This window comes from Terribacillus sp. JSM ZJ617, assembly GCF_044383785.1.
Taxonomy (GTDB): Bacteria; Bacillota; Bacilli; order Bacillales; family Amphibacillaceae; genus Terribacillus.
The window spans coordinates 454,110-470,159 of sequence record NZ_JBISEQ010000001.1 but is presented as its reverse complement, the minus strand read 5'-3'; the positions used below and the strand labels follow the sequence as shown (position 1 = coordinate 470,159).

General features: G+C 44.5%; 11 protein-coding genes. 3 read left to right on the top strand and 8 right to left on the bottom strand.

The genetic code is table 11. The features are described from left to right. Positions 1-37: 37 nt before the first annotated feature. The 3 genes from ACH6C1_RS02305 to purT all read right to left on the bottom strand — a co-directional run bounded on the left by ACH6C1_RS02305 (position 38) and on the right by purT (position 3,016). The gene (locus ACH6C1_RS02305) at positions 38-1,432 is read right to left on the bottom strand and encodes a vWA domain-containing protein (RefSeq protein ID WP_374074277.1); all 1,395 of its coding nucleotides are present in this window, start codon (positions 1,430-1,432) and stop codon (positions 38-40) included. Positions 1,433-1,514: 82 nt separating this feature from the next. Beyond that, complete coding sequence (locus ACH6C1_RS02300; RefSeq protein ID WP_374074275.1) at positions 1,515-1,856, bottom strand: avidin-fold protein; 342 nt, start codon at positions 1,854-1,856, stop codon at positions 1,515-1,517. After that, positions 1,853-3,016, bottom strand: coding sequence for a phosphoribosylglycinamide formyltransferase 2 (gene purT, locus ACH6C1_RS02295; protein WP_374074273.1), 1,164 nt, complete (start codon positions 3,014-3,016; stop codon positions 1,853-1,855). Before purT ends, ACH6C1_RS02300 begins: the two co-directional genes overlap by 4 nt. A 126-nt stretch (positions 3,017-3,142) precedes the next feature. On the opposite strand from purT, the gene ACH6C1_RS02290 reads away from it, so the two are divergent. The 3 genes from ACH6C1_RS02290 (at position 3,143) to ACH6C1_RS02280 (ending at position 8,269) form a co-directional block, all read left to right on the top strand. Next, positions 3,143-5,500, top strand: a complete 2,358-nt coding sequence (locus ACH6C1_RS02290; RefSeq protein WP_374074271.1) for a putative bifunctional diguanylate cyclase/phosphodiesterase — start codon at positions 3,143-3,145, stop codon at positions 5,498-5,500. A 68-nt stretch (positions 5,501-5,568) separates the two neighbouring features. Then, on the top strand, positions 5,569-7,263 hold the full coding sequence (locus ACH6C1_RS02285; RefSeq protein ID WP_374074269.1) for a DUF6044 family protein: 1,695 nt from the start codon (positions 5,569-5,571) through the stop codon (positions 7,261-7,263). A gap of 13 nt (positions 7,264-7,276) precedes the next feature. Beyond that, on the top strand, positions 7,277-8,269 hold the full coding sequence (locus ACH6C1_RS02280; RefSeq protein WP_374074267.1) for a glycosyltransferase family 2 protein: 993 nt from the start codon (positions 7,277-7,279) through the stop codon (positions 8,267-8,269). Between the two features lie 139 nt (positions 8,270-8,408). Here ACH6C1_RS02280 and ACH6C1_RS02275 read toward each other — a convergent pair whose 3' ends face one another. The 5 genes from ACH6C1_RS02275 to ACH6C1_RS02255 all read right to left on the bottom strand — a co-directional run bounded on the left by ACH6C1_RS02275 (position 8,409) and on the right by ACH6C1_RS02255 (position 15,986). Next, positions 8,409-10,199, bottom strand: coding sequence for a solute:sodium symporter family transporter (locus ACH6C1_RS02275; protein WP_374074265.1), 1,791 nt, complete (start codon positions 10,197-10,199; stop codon positions 8,409-8,411). Between the two features lie 92 nt (positions 10,200-10,291). Continuing rightward, a complete protein-coding gene (locus tag ACH6C1_RS02270; protein ID WP_374074263.1) occupies positions 10,292-11,482 on the bottom strand; it encodes a hypothetical protein in 1,191 nt (396 codons plus the stop codon). A gap of 84 nt (positions 11,483-11,566) precedes the next feature. Then, entirely contained in the window at positions 11,567-12,421 is an 855-nt protein-coding gene (locus ACH6C1_RS02265; protein ID WP_374074261.1) for a VOC family protein, read from the bottom strand. A 107-nt stretch (positions 12,422-12,528) separates the two neighbouring features. Then, entirely contained in the window at positions 12,529-13,713 is a 1,185-nt protein-coding gene (locus tag ACH6C1_RS02260; protein ID WP_374074259.1) for a NupC/NupG family nucleoside CNT transporter, read from the bottom strand. 197 nt (positions 13,714-13,910) lie between these two features. Next, entirely contained in the window at positions 13,911-15,986 is a 2,076-nt protein-coding gene (locus ACH6C1_RS02255) for a Na+/H+ antiporter (protein WP_374074257.1), read from the bottom strand. Positions 15,987-16,050 lie beyond the last annotated feature (64 nt).

The window sequence follows — 16,050 nt, the reverse complement described above, 5'->3', positions numbered from 1 at the left end:
AGACACGGAAACAATATCGTAATTGTTTCCGTGTCTTTCACTGAGAGACGTTCTCCTTCAGCTTCTTCATTTCTTCTACCCATGCCATTACTTCGGCACGGATCTCTTCTTGCCGTTCATTTACCTGGTCAATCTTTTCTGCTTCCAGTTTGCTCAACTCTTGTTTCGCTGTAACAAAGCGTTCCTGGATAAGCTGCGATACAGCAGCGCTCATTTCCTCTGTGATGACTCCCTCGTTTGCAAGTCTTGTAAGTGCAGCTTCGTACCGCACCTCTTCATTACCCATTATATTTGTTATATTAGCGAGTACCTGCCGCTGGCGATCATATTCATCGCCTACTTCCCACCCATTCGGAGGTATATTGACAGGAGCCCATGCCAAGTCCAAGTTGGATGGCAGCCATTCATATTCAATGGTAGTTTGCAGATCTGCTGCACTATTAGCAGCGTAATATTCACCTCTGCCCGCGTTAGCTACATCAGCAAGTTGATTTTCCGATTCCTCATCGACATCGAACCCAATAACATTAATAATGCCCGTCTTATCCGATGCTGCTTGTTCGGCTGCTTTAACCGGATCACCGCCGCAAGTCTCTTTACCATCGCTGACAATATAGATGGCGGTTGCACCATCCATTGAACTGCTTTTATCAGCTGCTTCTTCAATTGCTCCTGCCAGCGGCGTCCAGCCTCTTGCCTCGATTTGATCTGTTGCTTCACTAAATTTCTCGTTGTCATAAGCACCTGAGGCATATACCTCTTCAATACCCGAACAAGATTCATTCATATCTGCATCTGATTCAGATCCTTCATGCCCATAGACAATCAGGGAAATATTACTTGAATTGCCTAGTGTTTTAGCGAAACTCTTCACAGCATCCTTGGCAACTTTCATCTTTTGCTCTCCGTCTACTTCCAGAAGCATACTGGAGCTGGCATCCAGCAAAATAATGGCGTTTTCAGCTTCAGATGATGCACCAGCATCTCCTGAAGCTTTCGGCTGCGGCAGATACGGATCATCGAAAGAAGGCTCCAGATCTTCTGCCTCCTGAATCGTTTCCCCATAATGCGGACTTCCCAGAAAAGCTATTAAAGCCTTATGCAGTGTTTCAGGGTCGTCATCAGCCTCGATTGTTTCCTTTAAGGATGGAACCGCTGCATCAACAAAGTCAGTTACAGATACGTTTTCCTCGTTTTTTGCTGTTTCAGCTTCTATTGGAATTTCAGAAGTCTCTTTTCCGCCCTGTTGTTCTTTAAGCTTTGAAAGCGACCCTTCCGTGCTGACTTCCTGTATCGCGTTTACATCCAATTTACCGTCTGCTTCTTCAGTCACCTCTTTAGCAGCAGATTCTTCAACTGGAGCACTATTCGAACTGCATGCTGCCAATAGGATAAGTGAAACCAAAAGCAAAAAAATGGAAGTGTTTTTCATCCGTACTTCACTCCTCTCCTCTATTGCTATCAGTACGAATCATCACCAGCTAGGTTTCAAGTTTAATGAAACAGAATCCCCACTACTCCGTCACTTGTTCCACGATGGAATGCCCTGTCGAATCATCATCGTACATCCATTGCCACTGTTCATGCAGACGTATCCTGCCATCGGCCAAAATTTCTGGTATGGAGACACACTGCCCGCTCCGAAGCTCATATTGATCATTAATATGATGGTAACGGAAACGAAGCTTCCCATCTGGTTCCACCAAGCCGATCAGCCTTCCTTCCAGAATTGATCCGCCCGCATAATCCGCAGTAAGGATCTGACCTTCTTGCCTATAATGAAAGGTAGTTTCACTGGATGTTTCTCCGTTATCTGTGTTCGTGACAGCGCGGAAAGTCAGGTTATGATAATTCATTTCTGTCCCTCCACTTTAAGCCGTTTCCTTGCCTGTTCAGCGCGCAACCTTGCCTCTTCCACTGTTTCAGCAACGGATAATGCTACAGCAACTCTGCGGCCTACTGTTGTCACTGGTTTACGGAAGACACGGATCTGCGTCTGGGGCTCCTGCAGCGCTTCTCTTAAACCCGAGATACGATAAGATTCCAATGCTGTATCTGCTTTTAACGGACTAGTTGCACCAGGCTGCACAAGCTTGATCTCTGTAATCGGCAAGCCTAATATTGCCCGTACATGCAAGGCAAACTGAGACAGTTGCTGTGTCACCATTGTCACCATGCCTGTGTCATGCGGACGTGGTGATACTTCACTGAAGTAGACTTGATCCCCAGCAAGGAAAAGTTCTACTCCAAACAAGCCGTAGCCGCCTAATCCTGTTGTGATACGCTCGGCTATCTCCTTTGCTTCTTCCAGCTGATAATCTGTCAGCTGATGCGGCTGCCAGGAAGCGATATAGTCACCATTTTCCTGTTCGTGCCCAATTGGTTCGCAGTAGAAAGTGCCGTTTACCGCCCGGACTGTCAGCAGGGTGATTTCCGCGTCAAAACGAATGAATTCCTCTACAATGACACGTGGTTTCTGCACCCTTCCGCCTTCCATGGCAATTTGCCAGCTTCGTTCGATATCCTCTGTTTTTCGGCAGACACTTTGTCCTTTGCCAGAAGAACTCATCAACGGCTTGATAACACATGGAAACCCGATCTCTTCTACCGCTTCCTGAAATGCTTCATATGTATCCGCAAAACGATAGCCTGCTGTCGGAAGATCCAATGTTTCTGCAGCAAATCTGCGAATGCCTTCACGATCCATCGTCAGCTGTGCAGCTTTTGCAGTAGGTACGACAAGATAACCTTCCTTCTCCAGCTCAATCAATTCGTCTGTAGCGATTGCTTCGATCTCTGGAACTATAAAGTCTGGTTTCTCCCAATCTACGATCTGTCTGAGCTTTTCTGGATCAAGCATATCGATGACATAGCTGCGATCAGCAACAGCCATTGCCGGAGCCCCGTCGTACCGATCTACCGCTATTGTCTCCACACCGAGCCGCTGTGCTTCGATCACAACCTCTTTTCCCAGTTCTCCAGATCCGAGCAGCAGCAGTTTTTTCGTTTGATACATACTATCGCCTCCTGAGTTGCAATTAGTAAAAAGTTTTGCGCCATGATTCGACTTTATCTGATAAACTTATGTTACCATGCCTGTCCAATTCAGGTAATCCTTACTTTTGCCGCAGGAGGAAAAACGTTGCTTCCGATCAATGATATACCGGGTATCCATTTTCTTTATACAATTACCAGCGTATTGCTCATAAGCGTACTCACCAGGCTAGTATTATATGTGAGCCAGCAAATGATGCGGACTGCAGTCAGTACCTGGAAAGTAATTCTAGTATCATTAGGAACTGGCTTGAGTGCTGTACTGGCTACATATTCTTTTACCCTATCAATTGATGCGGATCCTGCGCCGCAAGCAACCTGGCTTTTTTTCGTACTCAATTTTTGTGTAAGTTCCATTAGCGGTGCTCTTATTCTGCTTGTCGTTCGCAGTCCTATTGGAAATACCAAACATGATTTGCTTATCAGCCTTTTATTGGCCGCTTTGATATATCTTTTGCACATGATGACACCGTTTTTCTTATATCCGGATTTGCGTGATGTCCACCTTGTAGAAGTACTTACTTCCATAATTATGACACAATCGACTATATTCAGCTTATTCCGTTTCGTCAATATGTACACAAATGGAGAACAAATGAAGTGGAGCAAGCTGCTGTTGTCATTCGGAAGCCTGATGTCAGGAATTGCCATTGTCGGTTTAGGTTATTGCATCTTTGCAGCTTTGACTTCTTATCATTCAGCAGCGTCCCATAGCTTTCACTTTTTAATTCCAACAGTTATCGTTTTGACTTCCAATACAGTCTTGACTGTCATTCCGTTGCTTTATAGAAACAGAGCACTGCTGATGACACATCAGCTCTATCAATCACTGTTCAATGACAATCCTAATGCTGTATTGGCAGTCAAGAGTGATGGTTCGATTCAGCATGCCAATAAAGAAAGCAAGTTTTTGACTGGTTATGATGAGGACACTATCACAAAGATGGATGCAGCGGCTCTGTTCCTCGATAAGGAGACATTCCGTGATTACCTAAGTATTATTGAAAATGGCGGATCACATCAATGGGACACTAAATTAGTCAACCGTTCCGGTGTTCAAAAAGATGTACACATAACTGGCATACCTACTATTGTGAAGCATCATATCGTTGGTTACTTTCTCGTCATCAAAGACATCTCACATATGATTGAAACAGCCAAACAAGTTGAATTCCTTGTCTATCATGACGATCTGACCAAACTGCCCAATCGCCGCCTTATGCAGCAGCAAATGCAGGACTATGCAGACAAAGGCATCACTTTCAGTATTCTGTTGATTGATTACGATTTGTTCAAACGCATCAATGATATTTTCGGACATTCCTTTGGGGATAAGGTATTAATTGAAACAGCAAATCGACTGGAAAAAATCCTCGATGGCAAAGGCACCGTCAATCGGGTCGGCGGAGATGAGTTCCTGCTTATCGTTCCTGGAAAGCCCTCCAATCGACTGGCTCAAGTCATTGTCGAGCAGTTCCGGCAGCCGATGCGGCTTCAGGATTATGAACTCGTATTGCAGGCAAGTATCGGTATTGCTTCCTTCCCGGAACATGCGGAAGACATGGATAATCTCTATAAGTACGCTGATATAGCGATGTATCAAACGAAAGAAAACGGCGGAAATAATTACACTGTGTTTCAGCCGGAAATGGCAGAAAAACAGGTGCTTCGTTTCGAGATTGAGCATGAGCTGCAGGAAGCAATCGAAACACAGGCTTTTGATTTGTACTTCCAGCCAAAGTTCCACAGCTTCACACGTACCATAACCGGAGCGGAGGTGCTGCTCCGCTGGCATCACCCCGAGCGCGGCTTCATACCTCCAAATGTGTTCATTCCGATTGCTGAGGAGAGCGGATTGATTGTCGCAATTGAACGCAGTGTTATTGAACGTGTAATGGCTTGCTTATCGAAGTGGCGGAAAGAAACAGACGAATGCACTATCCCGTGCATTTCCATCAACGTATCTGTGATTACATTCCTGCAGGATGATTTCTCTAGTTTCTTTCGGGAGCGACTGAAGCATTATAATCTGAATGGGAACATGCTGGAGCTTGAAATCACAGAACGTGTTGTCATGCAGAACGAAACCAAAATAAATTCCACCCTCCAGAAACTGCGCGAAACAGGCGTTAAGATTAGTATCGATGATTTCGGTACAGGATATAGTTCCTTGAACTACCTGGATAAACTCCAGGTCGATATTTTAAAAATTGATCAAACGTTCATTCAACATATCGAGTATAATCAATCCATTGTTGCCACCATCCTGTCGCTGGCTGAAAACCTCAAGCTTCACACAATAGCCGAAGGGGTCGAAACGGAAGCACAGCTGCAAGCACTTCGCGGACTTGGCTGCACAGAGGTACAAGGTTATCTGTTTTCCAAGCCGCTTCCCCAATCTGATTTTGAGTCAGCTTATATTTTGCAAATACCCGCGGATGCCTAGCATTCCGGGTATTTTTTGTATAGATCTTTTCCTGCTGCCGCATACTAACAGCATTACTTTGGGAGGATGTGGGAATATTGCGGAACTATGCTGACAAAAAAGCCATTTTGCTGTGCGTGGCAGCGATACTGGTCTTCGTCTCTCCCCTATTCCTGCGGGGAGATCACGCCCATATCCGGGTACATGATAATCTCGACTCCAATCTGGCTTGGTATAAAGTACTTGCTGAAAGCGGGCAAATGTTCGGCGGCGTCCATGCGGTAATTCCACAGATTATCGGGGGGCTGCCCCGGGATGCTGTCGGCACAGAATGGACACTCATCGTTTGGCTGCACGCTTGGTTTCCGACAATGACCGCTTACGCAATCAGTCAGCTGCTTACCCGACTGATTGCGTTTCTTGGTATGTATTTGCTGCTCCGCACCCATGTCATACGGAATGTCAAAGCGCATTGGATTACAGCTCTCGTTTCACTAGCATTCGCTCTCACACCGTTCTGGCCCTCCGGCATGCTTAGCACTATGGGGCACCCGTTAGCACTTTGGGCTTTCCTGTCTATCAGATCCAAAAAAGCAAATTGGATGCATTGGACTGCTATTACCTTATTACCGCTATATGCTAGTTTCGTTCTAGGATTTTTCTTCTTCCTCGCCCTCATGGGGATTGTATGGCTGGTCGACCTGCTTCGGTATCGCAGGCTGAATCTGCTATTCCTAGCAAGCATCATCTGGATGACAGCTATTTTCCTGGCAACGGATTACCGGCTCGTCTATACAATGATTGCCGGTTCCGAAACGATGCATCGTGTTGAATTCGTGTCTTCGAGACAGGATTTTGCTCAAACACTCCGTTTGTTCTGGAAAAACTTTATGCTGGGGCATAATCACGTTATGACACTACACACCTTTGTGATCCTGCCTGTACTGACGATTGCTTTGCTGCTGGTCCTCTTCAGTCGAGGTCGGACAAGGCCAATGAACATTTATCTCGGCCTCACCGGATTGAATTTGCTGTTATCTTTTTGGTACGCCCTTTGGTTCAATAAGATTTGGAGAATACCAAAAGAACATGTCGATATACTTTCTGCATTTAATTTTGCCCGGTTCCATTTCCTTCGTCCGCTCGTAATTTATGTTAGTTTCGGGTTGGCATGCTACCTGCTATGGCGGCTTGGAAAGCGCAGCATACGCGTTTTTGTGTATGCCTGCCTCTGTCTCCAGCTTGTCGTATTGGCGCTATCCAACGAAGAGATCGTTTATGGCCTATATAAGCAAACACCTTCTGTCGAGGCCTTCTATGCTGTCGATCAATTCCGGGAAATCCGTGACTATATCGGCAAGTCTCAAGACACATATAAGGTGGCAAGCATCGGTTTGCATCCTGCTATTGCCCAATACAACGGTTTCTACACTGTCGATACATACAACAATATTATCCCTTTGACCTACAAGCATCAGTTCCGTGAAGTCATTGCAGGAGAGCTGGCAAAAAGTAAGAACCTGACACGTTACTTCGATGAATGGGGCAGCCGGCTGTATATTTTTTCGGCAGAGCTAGGAAAGCATTATGACTTTCGGAAAGATTCCGACCGCAGCATCCAGAATCTTGATTTGAATGCAGAGGCTTTACGAGAGCTTGGCGGTGCCTTCATTTTGTCTTCCGTTTGGATCGAGAATGCGGCCGAGAATGATTTACACTATGAACGAAGTTTCGATCATGCCGACTCTGCTTGGAAAGTCCATCTATACCGGGTACAACCATAAAGGAGGGAATCCATTGAATACATCTTTGCCTGTCCTTACATTAGTGATTCCTTGTTATAACGAAGAAGAAATCTTGACAGATACTTGCTCTAAGCTCACATCGACACTGGCTGCCTTGATGCAGGAGCAGCTTATATCACCAGCAAGCAGTATTTTATTCGTGGATGATGGCAGCAAGGACCATACATGGCAGCTGATCAAAATAGAGCATCTAGCCAATCGGTTCGTCACGGGAATAAAGCTCGCAGCTAATGCAGGACATCAGCGAGCGCTTCTCGCTGGGATGCTCCATGCAAAGGATTATTCCGATTGTGTCATTACGCTGGACGCTGATTTGCAGGACGACATCTCTGTCATCCGTACATTCGTACTGCGTTATCTCGAAGGCTACGAGATTGTGTATGGCGTGCGCAATGACCGCACATCAGATACCGGTTTCAAGCGTAATACTGCTGCACTCTTCTATCGGACAATGGAGATGCTGGGTATCAGACTCATTTCCAACCATGCCGACTATAGGCTGCTGAATAACCGGGCTCTTTCAGAGTTGACGCGTTATGGTGAATCAAAATTATTCCTCCGTGGTATCATCCCGCAAATCGGTTTCAAGTCCGATATTGTGACTTATGAGCGAAAACCGCGGCTGGCCGGGGAAACGAAGTACCCACTAAAGAAGATGCTTAGTTTCGCTTTTGAAGGTATCACCTCATTCAGCGTTGCTCCTATCCGTCTTATAGCATTGGTTGGCTTTTGTCTGTTTCTTATCAGCTTGCTCGCAGCTTGCTATGCAGCTGTCCAGAAAGTATTTGGTGACCCCGATGCCGGCTGGACTTCCTTGATCATTTCTATCTGGCTTCTCGGAGGTTTGCAGCTCATGGCAATCGGTATTATCGGTGAGTATATTGGTACGATTTTTGCAGAAGTAAAAAAGCGGCCTTTATATACAATTGATAGTATTTTGAAGCAAATGCATCCGCAAGACAGTACGCATTTTACAAAAACTTAACAAATATTTTGCATTGCTGCAGTTTTTCTGTTAGAATGTCTTACAAACAGGATACCCCCAAAATATTTCTGTTTTGTTTGCTGCTGTGTGCTCAGTAGCAATAAAAAAGCCACTCATTTGAGTGGCTTTTTTGCTTTTATCAATCCCCGCTTAGTCTTGTCTTACGGGCAGTCTCCGTTTGCTTTTCAACATAATTATGATACTTCCGATGCCAAGTTTTAATAGATACGATATAAAGAACAACGTTTGCCGCAATGAGTATGGCGATAACCGGCCAGAACCAGTTCGAAACCGCAGCTTCCTCGTAAGCCAGTCCAATTGGAGAGAAAATGACATAGAAAATGACAATCGAGAAAATCAACGTAATGGACACAGGAATAGCGTGCTTCCAAGGAACAAGATGATCTTCCCCATTCTCCGCATAAAAGACCGGTTTGATCACTTTCAATGGTTTTACTTTTGCCATGATAAGCATGAATACAACCTCGATAGCTAACAAGATTCCGTAGACATGAATGTAGTTGATACCAGGATCCCAATCGAATATTTGCCGGAAGCCCCATACCATCATATAGTAAGCAACAACGTGGAATATTATGACCACTTTAGCGGCTGAAGCTGGTACGCGTTTAAAGATCATCCCCATCAATACGATAACAAGGATAGGGATATTAAAGAATCCAGTGAACTGTCTGATTAGGTTCCATAAGCCATCCGGTGCGTACATAAGAAATGGTGCTACAAAGAAGGAAACGAGCGCAATGATAATACCAAGGATCTTGCTGACCTTGATCAATTTTTCATCAGAAGCATCTTGTTCGAATACTGGCTGGTAGATATCAAGCACCAACAAGGTAGCGACACTATTCAAGATAGAGTTGAAGCTGCTCAGCACGGCACCGAATAATACGGCAAGGAAAAATCCGAGCATCCACACTGGCAATACATCACTGACAAGCGTCGGGTAGCTCAGGTCTCCATTCTGGATGGAGTCACCATACAAATGATACGCGATGACACCAGGAATAAGCATGAAAATCGGGACTAGCAGCTTTAGGTATCCAGTATACAGAACGCCTTTTTGTCCTTCTGCCAGGTTCTTTGCCCCTAAAGCACGCTGGATAACATACTGGTTTAATGCCCAATAAAATAGGTTAGCAAAAAGGATTCCCGTAAAAATGGAGAAGAACGGAACATTATCCGTACTGCTGCCTATAGCATTCAGCTTCTCCGGGCTATTCTGGACGATGTGCTTCATCCCGTCCACCATATTTCCGTTACCTAGCAGAATGAAGCCAAGTATCGGGACGAGAAATCCGATGATGACCAAACCGATACCGTTCAGCGTATCGGAAACTGCCACAGCCCTCAAGCCGCCGAAAATCGCATAAACTGCACCGATGATACCAACGAACCAGACTGTCATCCACAATGCCTGTGTATATGTAATATCGAGAAGTTCCGGTAAATCGAATAATTGGAGGACGGATACACCGCCGGAATAAAGCATGGAAGGAATCGTAACACACATGTATCCAAGCAGGAACAAAATGACAGTCAAACGCCGGACAGTTTCATCGTACCGTTTGCTTAAAAATTCCGGTATGGTGGAAATACCAATTCCAAGAAACTTAGGCAGCAGGAAGATTGCCATGATGATAGCAGCAAGTCCAGCTGTCACTTCCCAAGCCATACCTGACATATTATTTGTGAAACTCTGTCCGTTTAATCCAATCAGCTGCTCAGCCGATAGATTTGTCAGCAGCAGGGAACCAGCTATGAACACCCCGGTCAATCCACGCCCAGCCAGGAAGTATTCATCCGCCGTGCTGACATGTCCTTTCGTCATATAGTAGGATACCACTGCGACCAGCGCCATGAAAAAGGCACAAGAAAGCAAGATAAAAATAATTTCTCCGATACTGAACATGTGATCACCCTTTATGTAAAATAGCCTGCGTTTTGTCAGGCCTCTTTTAAGTAACCGTTATCATGCCTCGGGAAACCTATTTCAAAGAAATATTATTCTTTTTCAGTCCTCACATAGACCAGCTCATATTGATTTTCCTCTTGGAGTGCAACCCATGCTAGTTCAAGCTGAAAAGACTCACTCAGCTTTTGCTTTGCGTGCTCATCAAACACCAGCTGGTTTTCAGCGGTAATTGCAGCCGGTAAGCTGTCTATTATGCATTCCCTGATCAGCCCCGAATATATTCCGACATGAATGCTGGCCTCTGCTCCTTCTACACGAATACCTGATTTGGTATACGTAAAAAGGAACACATATGCTGGTTCAAGCTCATCCTCGATCGCAGCATCCGGGGCTAGCTGCTCTCCCGTTTGCTTCCATTCCTCAAGTGGCTGATCGGTTACAGCTGCAAGAAATTGAACTGCTTGCTGCCTGAGCTCTTCTTCTGTATATCTGCTATCCTTATTCCATGGCGTAGCCCCAGAATAGAATAGTACATCTTCAGTCTTTCGGACAGCCACTTGATCCGGAATTTCATCGATAGGATGATTATCAACAAGTTCTTTTTCCGCCCAAAGCTGTATACCATCTTTATCATAATAATTAACAAAGTCATTGGTTATCCCCATTAAGCTTTCCCAACCCTTATGATCGGCTGGTTCCTCGATATCTGCGAGAACAGTCGGGAGCTCGGTGAATAATACTGTACCATCTGCATGTACACCAATAGCCTGGTCTAAGAGCTTATACACTGGATTTTCACCTTCAACAGCAAGCACAACAGGTGTTTCAGCGAGTAGTTTTTGTTTTGCCTCCGTTGCATCCAACAACTTATTACTATCCTTGAGCGTATATGTATTCCGATATAGTTGCGCTGCCGTAACAAAGCCCGAATCATGGACTTCAACTGTCAACCCTGCACTTGGTATCGGCAGATGGTGAATGGAATCTGTTTCAGCTAGACGGATTACCGTACTCTGTGAAGAAAAGTTTTCCTGAATCACTTCTGCTGCTTCCGGATAAAAAACTGCAGCAAACTGCTGTGCGATTAAACGAGCATCGGTTTCTCCTTTATCCGGCAGCATCATCTGCAAGTCGAACCCAATAAGATCCCCTTTTTCATCTATATCTACAATGCCACATGGCTCTCCTTCTGCTGTGAGAAGACGCAGCACACTGCCTTGTGCTGTAACCTGCACTTCTTCAGGAAGAAATTGCTTAAGACTCTGTATTAATTGTTTCATCCGTGTACTCCTTTTATCATTTATTCCTATTATTATGGCATACAAATAAAAAGACACACAACAGCAGCTGCTGTTGTGTGTCAATCATTGTCCATGGACGACCAATTTCACTTTTGACCCAACCGGATCTATAAGTGTGTAACTATTCATTTCCTGTTTTATCGGCAATCCAACTGACTCCGCTCTTTTAATCGCTTCCTGCAGTTTCTCTTCATCCGGGAAGACAATGGTGAACCATTCCATGCCTGCTTCTTTTGGATTAACAGAAGGTGCATTAGCACCATGCCACGTATTAAGGCCAATATGATGATGATAGCTCCCTGTTGAGACGAATAATGCACCAGGATAGCTAGAGACAACTGTCTGGAAGCCAAGTACATTATTATAAAATGCAGCTGCTTCACCTAGATGACGCATATATAAATGGATATGCCCCATAACAGTTCCATCCGGAAGACCACTCCACTCATCTTCAGACGCTTCCTTCAGCAAGTTATCCCCATCCAGCGGGTCCGTTGTCATTTGGATCTCTCCATCGATCCAATTCCAGCCTGTGTCTGGTTTATCCGCATAAATCTCAATTCCATTGCCATCAGGATCGTTTAGATAAATAGCCTCACTTACTCCGTGATCAGATGCCCCAAATGGAACTCGATTCAGCACAAAAAAATTCACTATATCAGCTAAATCAGCTCTGGTAGGCAGAAGCAGGGCAAAATGATACAAACCAGCATGTCGCTCCGGCATTCTTTGAAGATTTTGACCTTCCTCCAGATAAAGCAGGATGCTGCTTCCAGTTCCTAGCGCTGCCTCCCCTGGTCCTTCTTCGATAATTTTTAAGCCAATTATTTTTGTATAATAAGCAAGAGATTGCGTCAAATCTGCTACACGTAATTTCACTTGCCCGATATATGTTTGCGGCGGTTGTTGGTAGTGCATACAATATCCCCCTTATCACTTACTTTATGTAAGTAAGTATATTTTAGATATCTATTTACGTCAAGTAACAAAAAAAGGAACACCACATTATGTGGTGTTCCTCTTATTTATGGCATTAATAGACCAACAATCGTTGCAGAAAGGAAGCTGACAAGTGTAGCACCGTAAAGCAGCTTCAATCCGAATTTCGCTACAACGTTTCCTTGTTTTTCATTCAAGCCTTTCACCGCACCGGCAATGATACCGATAGAGGAGAAGTTCGCAAAGGAAACAAGGAATACAGAAACGATGGCAATAACGCGATCACTTAAGACAAAGTCTCCGCCAGAAAGAATCTGCATCGCTACGAATTCATTGGATACCATCTTCGTAGCCATGATGCTTCCTGCATCAACAGCTTCTGACCAAGGCACACCCATAAGGAATGCGAATGGAGAGAATACATAACCAAGCAAGTCCTGGAAGCTGATACCGAAAATTCCCGAGAAGATGCTGTTGATCATAGCAATCAACGCAACAAAACCGATTAGCATCGCAGCAACAACTATAGCTACTTTGAAACCATCCATGATATATTCGCCGAGCATTTCGAAGAAGGATTGCTTCTCGCCTTTTTCTTCCTCAATCATATCTTCCTTAGGATCTACCTCATAAGGATTGATGATAGATGCGATGATGAATCCGCCAAACAGATTCAATACAAGTGCTGTTACGACATATCGCGGGTCCAGCATTGTCATATATGAACCGACGATTGACATGGAAACAGTTGACATCGCAGATGCACAAAGCGTATAAAGACGATGACGCGGCAGCAAAGCAAGCTGTTTTTTCAATGAAATGAATACTTCTGACTGACCTAGAATCGCTGATGCAACTGCGTTATAGGATTCCAGTTTTCCCAGACCATTTACTTTGCTAAGTGCAAGACCGATATATTTAATGATGAAGGGAAGGATCTTCCAGTACTGAAGGATACCGATCAATGCCGAGATGAAGACGATCGGCAGCAGCACATTCATAAAGAATGTCGATTCTTCTACATTCACTAATCCGCCGAAGACGAAGTTGATTCCTTCAGCAGCGTAGCCAAGTAAAAGATTAAATCCATCAGAGATACCTTTTACTAAGATGTTACCTACTTCTGTATTCAATAGAATGAATCCAAGTACAAGCTGCAGGATGATCATGATGATGATCGGGCGAATCTTAATCATTTTTTTATTCGAACTAGCAATCCAAGCTAATCCCATAAACACGAATAAACCGATGATGCCGATAATATAACTCATGTTGTTCCCCTTTCACGTATATAGCCAAAACTGCGACGATGTTAATCATCAAAGTAAAACATATTTTTCACAACGTGTCCTATTATGCCATATTAATTACATATTACGTAGAACTAAATTAAAAGTAATTCTATTAACAATATTCAAACTACTAACCTAAGTACACAGCCTCGTCTTATCAAAGACAAGGCTGCCAATTAGTGGGGTGAATCTACACTCAGAACGACCATTTCATCGTAGGTGACTGCTTCTCTTAGTTTAGCTGCTGTCGCCATAGATATACGTTCTTCCTGTACATATTCATGAATTGCATCTCGCTCCATCCGGATTGCGCGCATCCGGAACTTATGAAGCTGCTCTTGAAATGCTTCATCGCTTTCAAAGGAGCGATAGCGTCCGACTAGTTTCTTATTGTATAGCTGTGTCACAATCAAAGACTCATGTCGGTTGGCAGAATTAGTCTGTTTCCGTATCGCATCAATAGCTGCTTGGGCACCAGCGGCTCGCAATTGTTTTATCTCATTGCCTACATCCGGATTCATGCTAAGAATCTGTTCGGCATGCATCTCCCAATTTTCTTTCCAGCGCTTGCGGAATTTACGGCGGATCCTGGCAATCTGGAATGCCCGTTTAAACCTGCTGAAAGTGGTATTGACGAGGTATTGCTCCGGCTGTGTGATAATGACCTGATATAACTGATAAGCATCCTCTGAAACAACCTCTTTTGATGCCATCTCTTCGATGCGTCTCTGCTCTGCTTCCCTTCCGACTTTAATCAAAGATTCAATCGTCTGCTTGTTCGGATCTTGCAATATTCCTTTTTCGAGATCGACAAGCTGCTCCTCCAAGTCACGTACAACCACGTTAACTGCCAGCTGTGTTTCCCTGACTGCATCTGCTTGGAGCTGATTAATCGTCTGCTTAAGAATAAGTCGATATACCTCTTTGAAGGAAAGCAGGCCATCATCACTTTTAAACGGCTTTGGAATCAAGGTCGGTAACGCTGCAGCTGCAAAAATCAGACTAAGCAGAATCACTCCTGTTGCGACGAACAATACCGTATTTCGCATTGGGAACAGTGAGCCATTGTCCAAATAAAAAGGAATGGACAAAGCAGTTGCCAGTGTGATTGTTCCATGGATTCCACTGGTAGCCATAATAAGCGCATAATAACCACGTCCGACAGTTTCCGTATCCTCTGTATTCAGTTTGTATTGATAGTTCCTGGATATAAAACGTTCCATCCGGCTTTTTGGCGGTATCGTAAAAGGCTTGTACAAGCTGTAAACCCAAAGGAAGCGGATAACGAACAAAGCGATAAAGACGATGATAATAACCCCGAACAAGCGCGCCATCCCGATTTCGTCCGTATCTTGAATTCCCTGATACACTTCTGGCAATAAGAAACCTAACAATACGAATACAAGACCATTCAAAACATATTCGACAATAGTCCACGTATTATTGGACAGGATTTGGAGCTTAGTTGTTGTCTGTTGCAAGCGATCTCGTTCAATTCCGTGAATGATACTAGCGGCTACCACAGCCAAAATCCCTGAAACATGCACCTCTTCCGCCAGTACATATAGGAAGAACGGCGTCATGACCTGCAGGACGATAAGCATGGAATCATCCTGGAAGCCATATTTCATCAGCTGCAGCCGGATGGTGACAATCACATACCCAGCCACTGCCCCGATGACCAAGCCGCCTAATGAAACGAATAAAAATTCCACTGATGCTCCCCCGAACGAAAAGACACCTGTCAGCGCAGCAGCAAGCGCAACTTTGAAAGACACGATACCGGCTGCGTCGTTCAGCAAGGACTCTCCTTCTAGTATTGGCATCACATTCGATGGCAGCTTCAATCCACGCGTAATTGATTTTACCGCCACATTATCTGTCGGCGATATCGTTGCGGCTAAGGCGAAGGCAACGGCCAGCGGCATAGACGGAATAAGCCAGTGAATCAAAAAGCCGCCTAGTCCGACAGTAAGAAATACAAGTCCAAAAGCAAGGAGTATAATTGGCGTCCGCAGCTGCCATAACTCTTTTCGAGATGCTTTTTGACCCTCACTGAATAGGAGTGGAGCAATTACACAGATCATGAATAATTCGGGCTCGAATTCCAGTGATATATGAAGAGGAAGAACAGATGCAACTAAACCTAAGATAATCTGGATCAGTGCAAGCGGCAGAGGAAGTATTTTGCTGACTGCTGTCGAAAGGAGAACCGCTAATAATAATACGAACAATGCTGTAAAGAAACTCATGCTGTTTTTCAACCCTACCTTCAAATAATATAGCTAGTTTACGTTAATTCATCTTTTTCACTCA

Bases quoted from the DNA above. Each gene is read 5' to 3' on its own strand.
- ACH6C1_RS02255 (WP_374074257.1), bottom strand. From the start codon at position 15,986: ATGAGTTTCTTTACAGCATTGTTCGTATTATTATTAGCGGTTCTCCTT.
- ACH6C1_RS02300 (WP_374074275.1), bottom strand. From the start codon at position 1,856: ATGAATTATCATAACCTGACTTTCCGCGCTGTCACGAACACAGATAAC.
- ACH6C1_RS02275 (WP_374074265.1), bottom strand. From the start codon at position 10,199: ATGTTCAGTATCGGAGAAATTATTTTTATCTTGCTTTCTTGTGCCTTT.
- ACH6C1_RS02305 (WP_374074277.1), bottom strand. From the start codon at position 1,432: ATGAAAAACACTTCCATTTTTTTGCTTTTGGTTTCACTTATCCTATTG.
- ACH6C1_RS02270 (WP_374074263.1), bottom strand. From the start codon at position 11,482: ATGAAACAATTAATACAGAGTCTTAAGCAATTTCTTCCTGAAGAAGTG.
- ACH6C1_RS02260 (WP_374074259.1), bottom strand. From the start codon at position 13,713: ATGAGTTATATTATCGGCATCATCGGTTTATTCGTGTTTATGGGATTA.
- purT (WP_374074273.1), bottom strand. From the start codon at position 3,016: ATGTATCAAACGAAAAAACTGCTGCTGCTCGGATCTGGAGAACTGGGA.
- ACH6C1_RS02265 (WP_374074261.1), bottom strand. From the start codon at position 12,421: ATGCACTACCAACAACCGCCGCAAACATATATCGGGCAAGTGAAATTA.